Source organism: Paenibacillus sp. J22P90, from assembly GCF_059692195.1.
On sequence record NZ_JCAUAY010000003.1, the window covers coordinates 541720 to 560894 of the forward strand.

A 19175-nucleotide genomic window follows, 5' to 3' on the forward strand; every position below is an offset into this window, starting at 1 on the left:
TTAGTAAAGTCCCTCCTCCCCGAACTTCTTGGCTACACGATTTGCCGTAACAACCAGTATGAGTCCTACAACTGATTTGAATAATCCAGCAACCGTTGCATAGCTGAACCGACCTTGTTGAATACCAACGCGGTAGGCATACGTATCAAATACGTCAGCCACCTGAGATACAGGTCCGCTTGCCATCAGGAAAATTTGCTCAAAGCCTACATCCATCACTTGGCCTAAACGTAGGATTAACAAAACAATAATCGTGCTTTTGATGCCGGGAAGCGTAACGTTCCGCATCTGCTGCCATCTTGTCGCGCCATCAATCTGTGCTGCTTCATACAGCTCCGAGTTAATCCCAGCAAGAGCAGCTAAGAAGATAATCGTTCCCCAGCCCGCTTCTTTCCAAATACTTTGAGCCGTGAGCAGTCCCCAGAAATAATTAGGCTCCGTTAGGAATTCAATCTTGTGACCGCCGAATTCGACGATTAATTGATTAATGATCCCGCTGCTTTGACCTAGAATCAGGAAGCAAATACCGACGATGATAACCCAAGATAAGAAGTGAGGTAAATAGATCACCGTTTGTACGATTTTCTTAAAAGGTAAACTCTTCACCTCATTCAGCAAGAGAGACACCACAATTGGAATGGGGAAGAAAAATATGATATTCAGAAGCGAGATCGCCATCGTATTGCGAAACAACAGCATAAAATCGGGGTTCGTGAAAAACTCGTGAAAGTATTTTAAACCCACCCATTCGCTATCCCAGAAACCTAAATAAGGAGAATAGTTTTTAAATGCTAGTAACAAACCCCATAACGGCACATACTTGAAAATGAGGAAAAATAGTAATCCAGGCGCAGCCAACAGATATAAATATTTGTCACGCTTCAGCGCAACCTGCCACTCGTGTGCCCATGATTTCTTAGATGTCTTTCTTTCTTCTAGTCCACTCGGCATCACTTTCTGAAACTGTTCCACTTGACTATGTGACAATGTCATCACCTCTCATTATTACGATTGCATCTCGTTGTTTTGCTTGAAACGATCGTACCTGATCGACAGTCACAGGAACAATGACCAATTCTTATTCACACTTTGCGCAAAAGATAAAAAAAGAGAAACCCCGTAACTACGGGGTTTCTCTGCTTATTTGCCACATTTTTCGCCTCAATTTGAATCGGTAGAACAATTTTTGGGCATTCTAATTTTCCTCATCTGATCCTCGGAATTGCCCTGGCGTCACACCCATTTGCTTTTTAAATACGCGGATAAAATTCTTCATCTGATACCCCACTCGCTCAGCAACATCTGAAACCGATAAATCCGTGGTCCGAAGCAACTCGATGGACTTCTCAATTCTTACCTTGGTCAAATATTCAATAAAGGAGAGATCCTTTTTCTTTTTGAACAGCTTGCTTAAATATTGTGGACTCAACCCGATGATTTGCGCGCACTGATCCAGCGACAAGTCAAAATGATAGTTCTCCTCCATATACCGAACAACTTTCTCAATTAACTGCTCATGCTCCTGATGCTGCTTGCCATGCACATAGGCTACAATGGGCTCGACCAATTGTTCTTTAAACCAATCATTCAATTCATATGTCGTACTGATATTGCGGATATGGAGATACGGATCCTCATTCGACTCACCAAATAATTGAGCGGTATCCAGTCCGAGCATGTAGGCTGTGCGAATCGCAGCGGTAAGCAGTCGATAATACGACATCTGAATAAGCTCAGGCTTTTGGATCGCAGCCCCCATCGCTTTCGCAAACTCATCCATCATCCTGACCGCCTCATCACGATCGCCAAGCTGTAACGAATTCTCAAAATGCGTCTCGATTTCGAGCGGATAACGATAATGCATGTCCAAATGACTTTTACTGTTCGTGTGAGAAATGACTTGATTGCCGCCAACGATGATACGAGAGCGAACAGCAAGCAGCGCCTCTTCGTATAGTTCAGGCAACTCCCCAAGTTGATCGCTTTTGCCACTAAGTCCAATCGTCACTTGAAGACGTAAATAGTCAGATACAAGCAGCCGCAGCCTCTCAGCAAATTGCTTAATGTCGGATTCTTCGTCATCGGATTGCAGCGGATCCCTATACAACCAGACAGCAACCTGATCATTCAGCAGATTGATCCCTATTCCTTCCATCGCATGGGATTGTAACAGTTCACTCGCGATGTTTTTCACCGCAAAGACAATTAATTCACGGTCATTTTCTTGAAAACGCACCTTGCCTTCCGACTGCAAATCGAAGGCGATCACGATGACGATGCTTTCCTTGTCTGCAGGTACGTTGTACCTTCGCAGCATGGCCGCTAACTGCTCCTCGGAATAGTAGAGAAAACGTCCTTGCAAGAGCTGCAGCGCAAAGATTTCGCGAATGAGCGGCAACTGGTCACTGAGCTGCTGCTGCATGTCATTGGCCGTATTACTTAGCTCTGCCCATCGTTTATGTACAAATCCCACTTCATCGGTTTCCGCATCTTCCGCTTGACCATCCTTCACATAAGCAACAAGATTCTGGATCGGTCGATATACACGACGTGTGCCCCATAACGTTATAAGTGCTCCGAACACCAAGCATATGAGAACAATGACCAATGTAATTAATTTGATTCCGTTCGACTTGGCATTTAATTGATCGATGGGAACCATGTTGATATATTGCCATTTATTTAAAGAAGAAGTAATGGGAGTCACCATATAGTCGGTTCCCTTAAAGGCAAACTGAAAACGCTGTTCGGAACCTATACGAGCAACCCGATCAAATAAGCCTTGTGGAACATCACTGCCACCCACGGAGGTAACAAGTGCTCCTTTTTCGTCCAATATGAACATTTGTTCACCTTTATAGCTAATAAAACGCTTCATGATGTTCTGGAACAGTTCTTCATTAATACGAATAAACATGAGTCCTATTGGCTGTTTAGCAAGCAGTGGCATTTTGGCAACTAACGTAATGCCATTGTCGTTATAGCCTGGTATGGAAGCGTATGGCCCGCTGACCCATTTGAGCTGATCCTCGGAGGCAAGCTCTTTAAGGAGCGCTTCGCGTTCCACCATGCCCTCAATTCGTCTCCCCCCATAAATCGGAGAGATCAAATAGCCTTCATCCGGTACGTACACGGCAACATCGCTGGCTTCTTTGTTTCCATTCATGAGCGCAGATAATTCACGTGAAATCCCCGAGTAAAATCCGGTGTAATTCGTGCTCTTCAATTCCACTAGATTGGAGCTGAAAAAGGTACCTAGCAACATTTGAATCGCATTATTTTGCACCCGATCTAATGTGGAATCGATGGTAGAAGATACGTTGTTCAAGATTCGAACATTCGATTGGTTTACTTCACTTTGAACAGCGGATGCTGAATATAAATAACTGCCTACCCCAACAATAAGTACGGGAATAATGGCTGCGAACAATGATAGAGTGACCATATTACGAAAGATCGTTTTGCCTCGGAAAAAACGCTTCCAAAAATTCATGAATATTTTGCGCAGGGCAATCACCTCGCTAACTGAATAATGAGCATTCTAATCGGTTAGCCATGTAAAATCAAGTATCTCGGTAAATATCGGTTATGCCAGCGACTCATGCACATTTTTTAACCTATTCAGATACTTCATGTCCATTTTTGAGCATTGTGCTTTTCGTGTCACCTCATTAGAAAGCTTAATCAGAAACCATGATTGACTTTCCTTCCAAACGCCTTTATCATAATTGTCAGTGAGTACTGACATTTCAATTAGGAGTGGGATACCCTATGGACGGCAGCAAGATGGGAAGCAGCGATAAACTGCTGTTAGCAGCACTCCATTTAATCGCGGAAAAAGGTTACAACGGGGTTACGACACTCGAAATTGCTACCGCGGCAGGTCTGAGCGAGAAGACCTTATTTCGCCATTTTGGCACGAAACAGAAACTTCTAGAAGCAGCCTTCGATCGCTATCATTATGCGGAAGAGATGAAGAAGCTGTTCGCCGAAAAGCTCGTCTGGGATTTGGAGACGGATCTTCTTCTCGTTAGCACGACCTATCATGAGATTATGAACCGTAATCGGAAAATGATACAAATTTCCCTCAAAGAGGATGAAGGCCAGCTGCCCGGCTTTCGTGAGCGTACCCAGAAGCATCCGCAGCAGCTGCTTGAGATTTTAACCAACTATTTCATCGAAATGGCCGAGAAGGGGAAGATCGTCTCACCGAATCCCGAGCTTCATGCCTTTACATTTATCATGATGCACTTTGGGGCGTTCATGAACGATCTCGATCAAAATAAAAGCTATCCTGGCATCACACTAGCACCATTCGTACAAGAGAGTGTCAAATTATTTGCTAGGGCTTTACGGCCCTAGTTTTTTTCTCACTAGCATGTCAGTAAGTACTGACAGTCATTCTTTTCGAAAGGAAGTAACCTTTTATGGCAACCAAAACACCTCTGCAAGTAGCGGACAAATTAATGCGTGTGCTCATGTTCACCATGACCTTCTCCATGATGAGCGGCGTTATGTTCAACATTGCCCTGCCCAAAATCAGTCAAGAATTCGCGCTGACGATAGCCCAAGTGAGTTGGTTATCTTCCGCTTATATAATGATTTACGCCATTGGCGCCGTCACCTATGGAAAGCTTGCTGATCGCTACAAGCTAAAAGATTTAGTCACCTTCGGACTACTCCTATTCGCGCTAGGCTCATTGATCGGGCTGACTTCGCAGACCTTCACCATGGCGCTCATTGGCCGATGCCTGCAAGCAACCGGCGCCGCGGTTATCCCTGCGATCTCCATGATCATCCCTTTACGCTACTTCGCTCCCGAGCGAAGAGGGGCAGCACTTGGCATGACTGCAGTTGGTCTCGCTTTTGGGAATGCACTCGGGCCTGTCATAGCAGCCCTCATTATAAGTACCCTTCATTGGCGTTGGTTATTCGCTGTACCACTCCTTGTGCTGGTTGCCCTTCCTTTTTACCGCACCTATTTAGGGCATGAACAGCCTGGTAAATCCAGCAAGTTCGACTGGGTTGGCGGCGGATTGTTAGGTGCGACCATTGCTTTACTGCTGCTTAGTGTAACGAATGGTATGTGGCTTCTGCTCGTCGCATTGCTCGTTCTAAGCTTATTTATCGTGCGTATTCGCACTGCGGGAGAGCCATTTATTGCACCTCATCTATTTAAAAATCGAAAATATACACTCGGGCTTACCCTCACATTCCTGATTAGCGGCAGCTGTTGCTCACTCTACGTGCTCAGCCCTCTGCTGTTAACGGACGTTCAACAGCTTCCGTCCATGTGGATCGGCTTCGCCTTGGTGCCTGCTGCGGCTGCCTCTGCGGTATTTGGCCGCAAAGGCGGGAAGCTCGCCGATGCCAAAGGCAACTCGTTCGTTGCCTACATCGCGTCCAGCATGTTGCTCGCCTGCTTCTTTCTGCTCGCCACGTTTACCGAAAGCTCACCGCTGTTCATTGCGGCCTTCCTGCTCCTTGGCAATGTGGGCCAGTCTTTTCTCGTTATTGCAGTGAACAATTCGGTTTCCCGAACACTGCCGGCAGATCAAGTCGGCGTGGGCATGGGCATGCTGTCGATGGCCAATTTCATTGGGCAAGGCATCGCCATCAGCCTATACAGCAAAGCTGTCGATCTGGGGTCGGCTTCGATGTCTAGTTGGAATCCCTTATATAGCCACGAATCTGGTCTTATTTTTAGCAATATCTATGTCGTTCTTGTAGGTTCGCAGCTCTTGATTCTGGGAATCTATTATGTAACTTTTGGGGGACTGAAGAAGCGCGAGATGAATACAGCCCAGAGAGGTACTGCTTTATCGAAATTTTAGAACCGAACGACAGCAATTTATCGATTATTGAGCAAGGTACAATAGAATATAAAAAATAGAGGGCCAACTCGGCCTCTCTTTTGCTCCAACTTATTTTAAAACCACATTCTTCAGTCCATTCTTCTCAAACTCTTCTTGATAAACCTCTTCAATTTCATATTGTCTATTCATATGTTCTTCTTTCAGTTTCTTTACTGGCCCTATTTCCTTACGAACATCTCTTTCAGCCAATTTCTCCGAAAGTTGTTCCCAAAACGTATATTCGTCGTACTCATCAATTAGGGGCATTAATTTTTCTTCGAACTTCATTGTTGTAAAATACTCTCCCGCTTCTTCCATCACGAATTGCCCTAAATGAAACCCCTTTGCATAGGATAAAATATGTTGTTCAAGTTCTTTATAATTCGTATTCATTTCATCTCCTTTAGCTCCAGTACGATATGAGTTTACCACCCAATCTCCTAAAAATAACAGCTCAATTAATCTACGATATTGTTCCTTTGATATTTCAATGTTCATCTTAGTTGTTGCTCCTTAAATTTATATTGAATTGCACTGAATTTATCGTTCTATGACTCAACAACTGCGTATTTTCGCCAAACTAACTCCCACCAAAAAAACCTCCCTATCTCAGGAAGGTTTTTCTGACTTACATGTCCAATTCAAGACCTATTTATTTGCATTTTCCGCATACTTTTTAAAATTGTTCAAAATCGCCTGCCATCCCGCTTCTTGCATCTCTACGGAATTCATGTTTTCGGCATCGAATGTTTCGATGACCTTTGTTTCATTCCCTTGAGAAATAAACGTAATGTTCACTTTGCGGCCATCGCCGATCGTATAGGAAATCGCCTCATGCAATTTCACTTCATCATACACTCCGCCGAAATCAAAGCCAAAGCTGCCATCCTTCGCTTCCATTCTTGAAACGAATTTCCCGCCAACCGTTAAATCATTCTCGGCAAAAGGCGTATGCCAATCATCTGAAGCGTTGTTCCACTTTGTGATATGTGTGGGCTCTGTCCAATATGTCCATACGCTCTCAACGGGTGCTTGCACGGTTGCTTCTACTGTGATTCTTACTTGATTGTTCGTTTCCATAGTAGAAATCACCTCACTTTACTATTATTAACTTCACGACTTATTATATAAGGAAATATATCCCACTTACAAATTCCTCTCACAAACCTACTCCGCGTCACTACCCGCCGAAGCCGCTTCCCGCAGTGCGGACAGCGCTTCATCCAACGAATCGCCGTTGCCTTGCACAGCACTCGCCATCTCAGCGCTATACGCCCACCAACGCACGCGCACATTGCTTTGCTCGCCCGATTGCTGCACTTTCACGCCGATACGGAATGTACCTTTCTGCGGGTACGCAATTGTACCGATTTTCACTTCAGGTGCATCCGGTTCAAATTCACTGCCTTTGAACACTTCCGAGGCGCCGCCATACACGCGATCACCGCTGGACAGGATATCCGAGAAGGCATCGCCGCTGCGCTCTTCCAAGCTCGTGATGATCAGCACGTTGCCCTCGCCGAGTCCGTGTACAATTTCACCCGAGTAGAAGCTCTTCATCGCTCGCCCAAAAGGGGACACCGCAATCTTCGTGAACGGCTCGATTGGAATGTCTACATAGCCGCTTACGATGCCAGCAATTCCGCTGCCACTGCCAGCGGGAATTCCCAAATCAAAAGACAGCTCGCTGATCAACGGATTGTAATTCACGTTCAGCTCTGGCTTTTGACCCGGTGCTAAGGTTTTCACCTTAGACTTCGTTACAAATTGGCCCGAGGTTTCTTCCCGATATTGATTGGCTTGACCAAGTCGGTACATGACTGAGGTATTGTAGACATATTCGCCGAACGGAACTTGCTCGACACTCTCAATGACATATGTTGGTCCAACTTGGATCAAGCATATTTTAGCTAAATAAATGCAAGGCTCCGAAGGTGCTTCCAAGGAGGCTTCCAAGGATTGCTTCACGAAATCCGACATTAATTGCTCATTTACCGCTTCTGTCACGATGCTAATCTCGCCGACCGATTGCGCTTGCACCTCCAGCTGTCGATCATCCAGCTTCAAAGCCGCTGTGCTCGCTTGCACACCCACTCTCGCTTTCACAGACGCTGTACTATCTGCGCGCAGCAGCACCTTCATTTCATATTCGCTCTCTTGCACATCCTGCGGCTCCAAGAACGTTATCTTCGTGCCATTAATCGCCTCAACGCGATGCGCATCAAGTTCATATTGAAAGGACAATCTGCCCGCCTTCAACGTCTTCTCAAAACGCAGCGTCATCTCGAACAACTGCCCCGGATTTACATAACGAGGAGTCGTTTGCAGCACGCGAACTTGCTTATCTTGGTACAGCACGATCGTCTGATCGGACAACGTAGCCAGCGGCAGCGAAGACGGGTCTGGCGCATCCTCGCGGATAAACAGACGGTAGCTCTCCAACACACGATTATAATCATTTATTTCGTCCGAACGGACGGAAGAGTTCGCTACGGCGTGAACGGGTTCTTTTTCCTTTTCATCATAGGCAATACAGAGGTAGACGTTCTTCGCATATTGGTTGTTGCTGAACCCGTCCATCATAGACAGCTTCATGGTCATCGGTGATGGGACGACGATTTCTCGTCCTAGCGCATCAATAGCCGCTCCCATTTCGACCGATACTGACTTCTCATCCACAGCTACAACTTGCAAGCCAGTTAAAACACCTGAACCATGTAAGAGTCGGTTCATCATTCTGCGTTTATCGTTGAAATACTTTTGCTCGGACTCGAAATCTCTGACCGTCAGCAGCTTGCCATAGAAATACCGATTGCGTTCAAACGGGTAATAACGTGATTTTTTCATAACGATCCCCTCACCTTCTCTGGCTCAATTCATATCATTATTCGATTTCGGAATCTAGTCCCAAGCGCGTATGTATATCCATTCGTTTATCACGATCCACATCAATCAACACCGTATTGTAAGGCATGGATGAGCGTTGATCTAGCGTTAATAAAGTAGGCTCAGACAAGTATGTATTGATACCTAGGTAGGTATGCATATCCGCATACATCCAAGGCTGCAGCACGATCAACTTCCCTTCGGTATAAGCGGGCTTCTGATCTTCAATGATGTGCTCAATCACTAAGCGCTGTTCATCGGTACGCACACTTTCTGGCCTCAACAGCACGCAGAAGGTATACGGATTATCGCCATATAACTGGGTGAACAGCTGCCGCAGCTCCGACGTCTCTTGCATTTGCTTAAACTGAAAATATTCTAGAATAAACGGCTCAGCACCCGTGTAAATGTGGAGCATATTCATCAAGCCTTCGCGTGTGCCCCGCAGCTTATAAAGCTCTGGTGCTCGCTTAATCAGCTCTCTTAGCTTCTTCTCGCCCCAAGCCTCATGCTCGGTAATGGCCAGCCAACCGCCTAACCATTCCAAATACGGCCCCGACACCGCATCCGGATCAAAATGTCCCGAAATGCCATCAATCGTATTCTCCATATCGTCAAAAAACGTACCAAACATCGCTAGGAATCTCTCCAAGAATGGACTATGCTCCACATCCTGCTGATACATCGCCGGCAAATAGGCAATTAACGAGGTTCGTGGGTAATATACTCTCAGCTTCCGAATAAACGGTGATTTCTGCTCACTGCCGACTAACTCGATTTTAAACCACAGATAACGACCCTTCGCATTCATCAGAAGCGCGTCCTTCGGATTCAGAATTGGCTCCGACCATAAGTCGCGAGTCGCTCTCAGCTTTTCCTTGACCGAGATCGCCGGATCCGTAAAGTATTCGGTGAGATTAACGTAATCCCCATCCACCATTCCTTCACTTTCATCTGAGGCATAATAAGAAAAACGAATCTGCGTTTCTTCGGGAATGTCGGCTTCGAGCCGAATTTTGTGCCAAGTCGTCTCCGTCTCCAGCGTATCTAGATCAGCCGAGAAATACACCGCCTCCGGCAATTGTGTATCCTCCAGCATCATCGTTCGGGACCTGAGATCCAGCAAGGAGATTAGACCGCTCTTCCGATCAAATACATACAGGCGATTACGCCCATCCTGCACTAATTTATCCGTTCGTCCTCGGAAGCCTGTTACTTTATCCAAGGGGTCACCATTGCCGCGATATTTTAAAATAAACCGTTCCGTCACACCCTCTTGCTGCGCGTAACCGCTATCCCCTATATAGAGATTATGATTCGTATCAATGGAAATTCCGGCAAAACGCCCCTCCTGCTCCAGCTGAAAATGAAACGGTTCTCGCCCATCTTCATGGAACACCGTCACCGTCCGCAGCTGGTTATCCAGCAGGGCTATTGTACCGTCTGTCGCCGCAGTAAAGTAGCGCCCCTGCAGCTTCGAAATCGGGGTCGCCTCCGTCATCCGATGTGCGTCATGCTCGTACACACGAACAACCTCGCCGGCCGAGTTCCACTGTATAATGCCAATCCTGCCGTCCTTCGGGACTTCGGGACTTCCATTCATACCAACCGTAATGTCCAAAGGAACTGCTATGTACAGCGTATTCGCCGTCTGTAGCTTCGTATTCACGGAAAGAGGATACAGGCTCAAGCCTTCCCAGGCTTGGGTCGCCCACATCGTCTGACCATTGGAGATCGAGTAAACAGCTAACCGTCTCTCCATTTCCTCACTCGCGTCCGCGATGACAAGCAGATCGGCCATCGAGGCCAACATCGCTTGCGCACTGAACAATTCGTGACCATGGCGAAACAGCAACTCTCTATGGCGGCTTTCGTCATCATAAATCCACACATTCGCTGAGTCATCCAACAAGATCAGCTTCCGTCCAGGTCCTACCGTCATCTCGCGAATCGGCGGAATCCCTTCCAGCTCGTCTGTGCGAACGATGCGATGAATGCTGTACTTCTCCGACTGCTGAATCGAAAACCCCTGCTCCAGCATGTGAATGTTAGCTTCAAAGCCCTCTTCCCAATCCATCTTTTTGTTAAGTGAAAAAAACGTTTGACCATCCTGCATCGTTCGTCACCTCTTTTCTAGGGTAAATATCCTACAAATCCGTCAAACTAATCGTTTCGATCTCGTGATTGCCGGAGTAGACTAACGCATACGGCGGGATATGAATATCTCCTGCGCCATCCTTATGAAAGCCCGTGCCTTCGGCATCCAGCCAAATGTCCTGCACGTACACGACACCTTTAATCCGGGAAATGACCCCGTATATATCTCCCTTGTACACCGTTCGTCCAAAGCGCCAGCCCTCTGCTCCCTGCCCATGATCCATGGGTTGGAGCAGGTTTTTGAGCTCGAGCGAGATGCGCCGCTGCTCGTTCTTGTACTTCGGCTCCATCACCACGACGGCGTGGACGGTGACTTTGATATACTCCGCTGGAATAACATGCAGCTCCGTCGTCAACAACCGATGCCGATCCAGATGCTGCCGGATCGTCTGCAAAAAGCCCTTGCCAGCCTTCGGCTTATCGCTCTCGCTGTAAGGCACAACCACCACGGTCATCTGCGCCGGCGCCGATACCCGAGGGAAATCTCGCATCCCCGGCTTATACAGCGGGATCGCCTTCACCCGCGCGACGCGGAGCCCCGGCGCCGCCTTCGCGATCGCCTCGTAGTCCTCGGCGGTCACCGCGCGCGTCGGCGCAGCCAGCTCTCGCTGCACGCGCAGCTTCGCTTGCGCGAGCGATTCCGCCTCCTGGCCGCCTCGCGCCGGGAACGGATTCGTCACGCTCACGCCAGGTTCAGCCGCCGTGAGTCCCAAGCCCGTCACGAGGCCATCTTTTACGTTGCCTCGTACACCGCCGCCCGCCTGCAAGGCCAGGAACCGAATGTTCGGTTCCCCGGACTTGCGCGGCACAAGCCCCGCTTCGTTGTTCCCGAAGCGGATCGTCCCTGCAGCAGCGTCGTAGACGTAGTGCCGGTCGGTTGACTTCGAGTTATCGAAGTCATCCACGGCCGTCCAGTCGTCCCAGACGACGCTGTCTTCTCCACGCGGACGACTGCCGACCTGCAGCAGCATGCTGCTAGGCTTGTACACGCGTCCGCGACTAATCTCAAAGGTCTGCCCGGGCAGACCTTTGCTGCTTCCCACAAACCGGCTGTAATCAAACTCAGCCGAGTAAGCAACAAGCCGCACCCGCTTCGCGCCCTGTGGCGGGATGCTGCCGTGCACCCCGTCGCCGAAGCGCAGACGGGTGATTCGACGGGCCGAGTCCTGCTGCAGCTCGCAGCAAAGATCATCAGGCCCGCACGCACTTAAGTCAGCGACAGTTTGCCAGTCGCGCCAACGTCCTTGCTTGTCCAACACCTGCACAGTGTGCAGGCCGTTATAGGCAAGATAAGAGCTAACCTCGAAGCTCTGCCCCGGCTCTCCCGAAGAGCTAAAAGCCGTCACCTCGCTGAAGGTCTCCTGCTCCACGGCCCTCACGGCATTGAACGTGATCTTTTCTATTTTGGGGGACAGCTCGTAACCGTCCTCCACCAGTGTACAGCTGAGCCAGTATCGACCGCGGTCATCCGCAGGATATAGGGACAGCGGCTTCATTTCCGAGGCAATACGGAACTTAAGCTCACCGCCCTGCGATAAATGAACCGTCGCATCACTCTCCGGCTCAATAGGCAGCCAGCTTTCGGACTGTCCTTCAGCATCGGCACCAGCGTATGACCATACCACTTTGGCGGATGAAATCATCGGTGCCGTTTTATCAGCATGATGGCTTACCGTAACAGGGTATCGGTCAAATAGATGGAAAAAGAGCGAAATCTCCGTATCCGTTGGCAGCGCTCGGTCAAAACCGAGATATAGATGCGCTCCCTTGCGCGCCTCTGCGCCAAAGGCGTAATAGGCAATTTTAGCCTGATTGTTCGAAGTATAATCGGCAGCAGCCGTCTCGGTACGTACGAGCACCTTCTCTAAAACAGCAGGAGCCAGCTGCACCGTTCCCTGCGTCTCAAAACGCAGATCCATCGCGGACAGCGGTGTCCCTTTAGGGAGCACAAGCTGCTGCGAAGCGCCCGTAAACGTCACTTCACAAACCGCAGAAACCGCATCGCGCGGTCGAATGCCCAGCAGCTTCAGAAACTTGCGTTCACTGCGCTCTGTCACCCGATTCAGATAATACTGCTGCATCTCTGTCATCCATGACATCAACTCTAGCAACGTGATCCCTGGATCATGCTCATTTTCATCGGTCCATTCTGGAAATAACTTCGGAATCGTCTTCCGCGCCTCCATCACCATCTGTTCGAACATACGGTCATCTAAATTGGGAATTGGCAGCACCTTGTGCTCACCTCCTTTTATAATACGTTCACTACAACCTTGTGCTTTCCGCTCACAATAATGCTATGCGGCAGCGAAGGCAGACGATTGACATCCAGTTCTACCCGCTCGCCGTCTTCGATTTTGTAGACAGTCATGTAAAGCTTTTCGACGTGGCTAATGGTCCTTATCGATTTTAACAAGGCATAAAAAACGGAAGGATGAATCTGCCCGCCAATCGCCCAGCCCTTATTATCAAAATTGCCTGTCAACGGGTCAAGGAATCGATTTAATTTTTCAATCGCTTGAATTTCTGTTTGGACAACAGCGTCCATTCCCTCAACAGCCACGACAGCAGACACCGAAATCTCCATGTAGACTGGCTCAATGACCTGCAAACGTTCAGGGAATGCAACCAAACTGGAAGCACGTGCCAGAATGAAACGCTCGACTTGTTTTTTCAGCTCAGGAAACGTTGAACTGCCTTGTTGGCCTTCCTTAGGCAAAATGACAAGTGTCATCGCTCCGACTTCTTTTTGCATATACGCGTTACGATTCGGAATACACGTCACCTTCGCGATGTTCGGATATGCTTCTCTGGCCAGCCACTCATAGTCTTTCGACGAAACGGCTCGATTACGATGCTTTAACAGCTCTGGCCCCCGCGCCAGCGCAGATTCCAGCTTCTCCGCCTGACAGCCGCCCGATGCGGGCTCCGGGTTATACACCTCACCAACAAACGCAATCGAATCCTGCATTTGGTTAACTTGCCGAGCGGGTACATTGCCAATTTGACCCATCGTAACCCGATACGTCACCTTTAATTGATCAAGCCCACCTTTGGGCGGGTGCATCCCATGAACACCATCCCCGACACGTATGCGTCCGAAGGTATGATCAATGAGATAATGTCGATCTCGGTTCCCGGATAATGCTAAGTCACGAACAGCCGTCCAACGAACCCAAACCTGCAAAATGTTGCCTTCCGAATCACGACGAATATCCATCAGCGGTGTACCGGATTGCTCGGCCTCGGCGATTTCCTCTTCAGTCACGTACTCCGTCTCATCCACCCAGACTTCCTCGGATACGATCCCTTGTCTGCTGAGCTGGTATTCGGTCTCTTCCAGTCCTTTGACGTCGGGAACTTCACCAACAATCGTCTCCTGCTGGAGGATATGAACCGTGTTCATATAAATACCATGGATGGTCGGAATCTGTACACGCCCCGTCACATCATCATAGATGTCATCCCGATTGATGGCCCGAATCCAATATCCCTCTTGACCAAATAAGGACTCCGCTGCAAAATCCGCTGGACCCACGAACTGAACCGTTCCGCTCTGCGTTAAGCCGTTCGTTTCATCGATGACTTTAAGCGCGACCCATTCCGAAGGACTGCCAGGCAACAAGCCTGCTCGCAAATACTCCCACTCCAGCATAGGAACGTCATGTTCCGAGAATCGTTGCTGTTTAATAGAGATGAATATCGAAATTGGACCTCTCACTGGCGGCGTATCAAAGGAGAAGATTAGCGCTGGATGGCTGCCTTCCAAAGGCTGAAAGGGCTCAAACCCGCCAGCCAATTGTCGGCTATGCTTAGTTCGTTCCTCGTAGACCGTATTATTAAAAGCCAAGCAGCGTTCCGCCTGATAAAGGCGATCCTCATACTGGTACGTCAGTTTTACTTCGTCTATCCATGGTGACAAATATAACGCCTGCGCGATATACGCATTCTCAATATGTAAAATCCTCGCCCGAATCCAGCGATTTTCATTGCCATTCACATAAGTAGCTTGAAGATCAGAAGGGCAGCGGAATTGCACTTCTTTGTAAACCTTTTGCTGCATTGGGTAATAAAAAAGCTTCTCAGCATCCTTGCCAACATCCAGCCTCACCCACGTTGTCCCATTCCAATATTCCCAAGCCACTTGAAGAACCGTAACGTGCACCACAGGTGCTTTATCGAACTTGTTCTTCTTCATGACCATTTTCCAGTCGACAGGATCTGTATGTTCCGCCCCAAAACGGTTCTCAATCGCCTGCAGCCCGAAGCTCAGCTTAATATCGCCATCGGTTTTCGTAAACACTTCCTGACTGCCAATATAAAAGGAGCCATACAGCGCAAATTGATCACCAAATGGATAAAACCCAGTCGGATCTGCATCGATATCATTGTAGAACATTTGATCAGGCTGGATGCCGCCAGTTTGCAGCGTATCCACATAGTCTGTTTTAAACGAAATATGATCCATCGACAGCCTGCTGTCAGCGAGCGTTTTGCGCCCCATCGTGTGCGGTTTTAATCGACACTGAATCCAACGGCCGTTTATCCCATTCACTTCTTTAAGAAAGAGCTCTTCTCGGGTACTTTTATGTAAAATAACGCGATTCCCTTTGGCTTCAACGCCGTCGAATTCACGCCAACCATCCGCTGTAGCATACAGCCATTCGGTAAGCTCGGGATCAGCCAATTGGCTGGTCATCCCCATCTCCTCAAAACGTTTCGTCGAGTTACGAAATTCGATTTCAATTTGTGCCGGGTTCGTCACAGTGAAGAGGGAGCTGTGTTCCAAATAAAGGGCATGCTCCTGCAAATTATCGCCATCTTGTAGACGGAACAACTTCTTCGGCGCTGCATAGCCTTGTCGGCTTGCAGCTAAGAACTCGTCCGCGATCCGAAGAATGATATCCTGCTTACGGCTCGTTACATATAGACTAGTGAGTACAGCTGGGGTTAGCAGCGCACTGCGTGCTGTTTCATATAGAATCGTATCGGCTTCCACAGCAGCGGCAATTTGTGTACCTGCCGATATAAACACCGACTCCTTCGTTCCTTCATTCAGCGCAAATGTCAGGTAACTGCTAGCTGGTCTAGCAGGCAGCAGCGTGACATCGAACATGTTCAGAAACGAGATCAGGTTTTTCGTAGGTACGCGATTCAATCGCTTAATATTGTCGTGAAACATATCCGCAAACATCAGGAATAACGCAGAACCCGGATCAGGGTTCTCAGGTGTAAACCGCCACTCTGGCGTATAGTACGGCGCCATTTCCTTCATTTGCGCGATGAGATCAGGGATATCTCTGGTATCAATTTTGGGAGGTTGCACAGCTCCACCTCCTCTCTGCACGTATGGTCATCGCTTCCGCAGCCTCTTTCTATTTCGAGCCTTCAAATAAATAGAACGGATAAACTTGGTTAAACAAGTTGTTCGTTGTACGCACCTGATAGGCTATATGAATCATCACTTTAGCAGGGTCATCTGACTCTGGAATGGCTTTCACTTCAACCTCGTGAACCCGTGGTTCCCAGTTTCGAATCGCTTCTTCAATATTGCTTTGCAGCAAATGAAGCGTCGTATCGTCTGTTGTGCCGAAAATAAATTCCTGAACACCGCATCCAAAAGCAGGACGCATCACGCGCTCCCCTTGGGTCGTGCCCAAAATAACGCGAATCGCTTCAGCGATGTCTTCCTCATACTCGGACATTCGAATTCTCCCTGTTGCAGGATCAACCTGAATCGGGAACTTCCAGCCTCGTCCCAAAAATGCTTCCGACATCTCGCCACGCCCTCTCGCTGCTTGATTTTGACACTAGTTAATTTTCACCATACTACCTTTGATGTTAATGATCCCATCTGACTTCAGATCCAGCGTTGCTCCAGCTTTCAGCGCCATGGTAGCGGATGCTTCTATGTTAATTTGTGTGGATTTGATTTTGATTTCCTTCGTACTTTCAATACCGACCTCGCCTTTGGCGTTCAAGGTGATCTTGGACGTTTGGCTGACGACCGAAATTTCATTCGCCGAGCCGCCTTTGATCAAGATCTTATTATTCCCGCTGGAATCCGCAATCGAAATACTTTGATCCTTGTCCTTGAGTTCAATAATTTGGCCTTTTTTCGTCTTCACCGTAATACTCTCGTCGCCGCTTTTATCATTGAAGGATAACTCATGACCTGACTTTGTCTTAATCATCCTTAAATCATTTTTCTCAGCGGGAGTTGGCGGCATATTTTTCGGATTCCACAGCATGCCGATCACGAAAGGCATCCGCAATTCGCCTAAATGGAAGGCAACCAACACTTCATCCCCAACCTCTGGGATAAAGAGACTGCCCATTTCCTTCCCGCCCATTAACGTTGCGATGCGCACCCAATCCGTCTCCGTTTCGGTTTCTTGCATCGGCAGCTTGAGCTTCACACGTCCCATTTTATCTGGATCTGTGTTATTGGTGACAACGGCGACCATGACGCCGCCTATTTTTTGACTGGCAAAATCGGCGATACCGCCAATGGTAATATCGGGAGCTTTGAACATTAGACCGCATTCCCTCCCAGTTGAAACCGAGTTGTATAACCTTCATCATCAAAAATGTGGGTTGCTCCCGTAATATAATACGGTTGGTCAAATGTCTTGCCTACACCACTGAGCTTAATATAGCGCCCCGCGCGAATCTCTGGAATGCCAATACATTCCCCGCTGCCGCTAACCAGCTTCATGGCTCGGCGATTTAATATCGCGTCTGCGTAGCTTTTCGCTTCTTCCACGGAGGTTACATTCGTATACATATGCTCGATGAAATCGCCTTTCGAGGCTAAAATATCCTTGCCCGTCTTGCTATTCGAACCGAGCTTTGTGACACTAGCAGACTTGCCTTCGATGACTTTTAACTCTTTATTATCCCAAGCCCGAACGGTTACGCCCGTAATTTGCTCGGCTAAATTGTGATCTATCATTAAGCTGCGGAGCGTCTTGCCCATTTCCAAGGTCATCACGGCTGTCATCGCCGTCAATGGCTTACGAAAATATAAATTTTTGCCCACAACGAAAAAATCGTAGTTAACTAAATTCGCTAAATTTTGAATGAAGTGATAATCATTAATTTGACTCTGTGAAAGTGCCGGGAACACCGTTGTCGTGGCATCCACATTTGTTTTGAAGCCATATGTTTTGGCGATTTCTTCCACGATTTCACTGTATTTTTTCTTATTCCACGAGCGAGACTTCGTCCCTTTCATCATGAGATAAGAAATATCCATCCCACGCACAACGAGACCTGGAGCACCGTCTTCTGGAAAATCCACAACAACGGATGTTATTTGGCCCGTGAACACGGCGGTAAATTTATCTACATAACCTAAACCAATATCAATGGCTTTACCTAATGCGAAGGTAGATAGCCATTGGAATTCATTTTTCGTAATATCATACGCATTTGCTACTCGGAAGGAAAAGGAATCTGCCGTACCATCAATCGTTGTCTCCACGCGCAGATTATCCAGTGCGATATCATCCGACAGCTTCGTGCCGTCCACTTTAATATCATAATAAGGGGCATAAAAATCCCCATACTTTTTAGCCAACTCGTCAAAGGTAAAAGAGCTTGTTTCCAGATCTAAGGCCATCGGCTTAATCCAGCCTCGGAACCGAAATGCGGCGTCCCGTGGCAACTTTCATTGGATTGTCGATCCCATTGGCTTTGGCAATTTCCCGCCACAGCGTTGGATCTTCGTATTCATTAGCAGCAATCGTCCACAGCTGATCCCCTTGATTTAACATCTTTAATTTCGTGCGATCTGCCGAATGGCGTGGGATTTGCTTCAGCTGGTCTTTCTTGCTCAGTGTAGATTTAAAAGTGACCTTCAGCTTCGCCCGTACCGGAACGCCAGTATCCAAAAACATCGTAAAATGCTGATTCACATTCACAACGACGCCCTTGAAATCCAAGGAACCCCAGACAAAACGGCAAAGAGGCGGTGCATGGATCTCCTTCTCAACATCGAGGAGACCTGAAATTTTCGTCGTTAACTGGCGGACGTCTGTCCCTTTTTCGTAGGTGTCAAAATAAAAATCCATGGTAAGTGTCGACGTCCCCCCGCTCACGAACTGAGCAATCGGCATGGACAGACCCGGCACTGTTTTCCAAGAATAGCTATTACCTGTATCGATCGTATACTCGCCAGGGTTGAACATCACTTGTACATTTTCTGTTTTACTGCCTTTATGAACGATAATCATTGCTTTCTTGAGTGCCAAAGGAATCCGTCCTTTCTGCCTT

Annotated in this window: 14 protein-coding genes; 2 read left to right on the plus strand and 12 right to left on the minus strand. The window is 47.9% G+C overall.

Annotated elements, in window-relative coordinates; translation table 11 throughout:
* Entirely contained in the window at positions 1-951 is a 951-nt protein-coding gene (locus AC58UX_RS12690; RefSeq protein ID WP_497253654.1) for an ABC transporter permease, read from the minus strand.
* A 244-nt stretch (positions 952-1195) separates the two neighbouring features.
* Positions 1196-3493: a helix-turn-helix domain-containing protein gene (locus tag AC58UX_RS12695; protein WP_497253060.1), complete on the minus strand. Its 2298-nt coding sequence runs from the start codon at positions 3491-3493 to the stop codon at positions 1196-1198.
* 278 nt (positions 3494-3771) lie between these two features.
* Here AC58UX_RS12695 and AC58UX_RS12700 point away from each other — a divergent pair, with 278 nt between their 5' ends.
* The gene (locus AC58UX_RS12700; RefSeq protein WP_497253062.1) at positions 3772-4362 is read left to right on the plus strand and encodes a TetR/AcrR family transcriptional regulator; all 591 of its coding nucleotides are present in this window, start codon (positions 3772-3774) and stop codon (positions 4360-4362) included.
* 65 nt (positions 4363-4427) lie between these two features.
* Positions 4428-5834, plus strand: coding sequence for an MFS transporter (locus AC58UX_RS12705; protein ID WP_497253064.1), 1407 nt, complete (start codon positions 4428-4430; stop codon positions 5832-5834).
* A 90-nt stretch (positions 5835-5924) separates the two neighbouring features.
* On the opposite strand, the gene AC58UX_RS12710 is transcribed toward AC58UX_RS12705, so the two are convergent.
* From AC58UX_RS12710 to AC58UX_RS12755, 10 genes are all read right to left on the minus strand, one after another.
* Complete coding sequence (locus tag AC58UX_RS12710; RefSeq protein WP_497253066.1) at positions 5925-6353, minus strand: hypothetical protein; 429 nt, start codon at positions 6351-6353, stop codon at positions 5925-5927.
* A gap of 150 nt (positions 6354-6503) precedes the next feature.
* Positions 6504-6935, minus strand: coding sequence for an SRPBCC family protein (locus AC58UX_RS12715; RefSeq protein ID WP_497253068.1), 432 nt, complete (start codon positions 6933-6935; stop codon positions 6504-6506).
* 87 nt (positions 6936-7022) lie between these two features.
* Positions 7023-8702 carry a hypothetical protein gene (locus tag AC58UX_RS12720; protein ID WP_497253070.1) on the minus strand — a complete coding sequence of 560 codons (1680 nt, stop codon included), beginning with the start codon at positions 8700-8702 and terminating at the stop codon, positions 7023-7025.
* A 37-nt stretch (positions 8703-8739) separates the two neighbouring features.
* The gene (locus AC58UX_RS12725) at positions 8740-9552 is read right to left on the minus strand and encodes a phage tail protein (protein ID WP_497253656.1); all 813 of its coding nucleotides are present in this window, start codon (positions 9550-9552) and stop codon (positions 8740-8742) included.
* Between the two features lie 1336 nt (positions 9553-10888).
* Positions 10889-13132, minus strand: coding sequence for a putative baseplate assembly protein (locus AC58UX_RS12730; protein WP_497253072.1), 2244 nt, complete (start codon positions 13130-13132; stop codon positions 10889-10891).
* Between the two features lie 17 nt (positions 13133-13149).
* The gene (locus tag AC58UX_RS12735) at positions 13150-16224 is read right to left on the minus strand and encodes a baseplate J/gp47 family protein (protein WP_497253074.1); all 3075 of its coding nucleotides are present in this window, start codon (positions 16222-16224) and stop codon (positions 13150-13152) included.
* Positions 16225-16273: 49 nt separating this feature from the next.
* Entirely contained in the window at positions 16274-16675 is a 402-nt protein-coding gene (locus AC58UX_RS12740; protein ID WP_497253076.1) for a GPW/gp25 family protein, read from the minus strand.
* Between the two features lie 33 nt (positions 16676-16708).
* A complete protein-coding gene (locus tag AC58UX_RS12745; protein ID WP_497253078.1) occupies positions 16709-17434 on the minus strand; it encodes a phage baseplate assembly protein V in 726 nt (241 codons plus the stop codon).
* Positions 17434-18567, minus strand: a complete 1134-nt coding sequence (locus AC58UX_RS12750) for a phage late control D family protein (protein WP_497253080.1) — start codon at positions 18565-18567, stop codon at positions 17434-17436. The genes AC58UX_RS12745 and AC58UX_RS12750 overlap by 1 nt, the downstream gene beginning before the upstream one ends.
* Complete coding sequence (locus AC58UX_RS12755) at positions 18527-19153, minus strand: CIS tube protein (protein ID WP_497253082.1); 627 nt, start codon at positions 19151-19153, stop codon at positions 18527-18529. Before AC58UX_RS12755 ends, AC58UX_RS12750 begins: the two co-directional genes overlap by 41 nt.
* Positions 19154-19175 lie beyond the last annotated feature (22 nt).

Coding starts and splice junctions, on each gene's coding strand:
- AC58UX_RS12690 (WP_497253654.1), bottom strand. CDS start 951: ATGCCGAGTGGACTAGAAGAAAGAAAGACATCTAAGAAATCATGGGCA.
- AC58UX_RS12695 (WP_497253060.1), bottom strand. CDS start 3,493: ATGAATTTTTGGAAGCGTTTTTTCCGAGGCAAAACGATCTTTCGTAAT.
- AC58UX_RS12700 (WP_497253062.1), top strand. CDS start 3,772: ATGGACGGCAGCAAGATGGGAAGCAGCGATAAACTGCTGTTAGCAGCA.
- AC58UX_RS12705 (WP_497253064.1), top strand. CDS start 4,428: ATGGCAACCAAAACACCTCTGCAAGTAGCGGACAAATTAATGCGTGTG.
- AC58UX_RS12710 (WP_497253066.1), bottom strand. CDS start 6,353: ATGAACATTGAAATATCAAAGGAACAATATCGTAGATTAATTGAGCTG.
- AC58UX_RS12715 (WP_497253068.1), bottom strand. CDS start 6,935: ATGGAAACGAACAATCAAGTAAGAATCACAGTAGAAGCAACCGTGCAA.
- AC58UX_RS12720 (WP_497253070.1), bottom strand. CDS start 8,702: ATGAAAAAATCACGTTATTACCCGTTTGAACGCAATCGGTATTTCTAT.
- AC58UX_RS12725 (WP_497253656.1), bottom strand. CDS start 9,552: ATGAATGCGAAGGGTCGTTATCTGTGGTTTAAAATCGAGTTAGTCGGC.
- AC58UX_RS12740 (WP_497253076.1), bottom strand. CDS start 16,675: ATGTCGGAAGCATTTTTGGGACGAGGCTGGAAGTTCCCGATTCAGGTT.
- AC58UX_RS12745 (WP_497253078.1), bottom strand. CDS start 17,434: ATGTTCAAAGCTCCCGATATTACCATTGGCGGTATCGCCGATTTTGCC.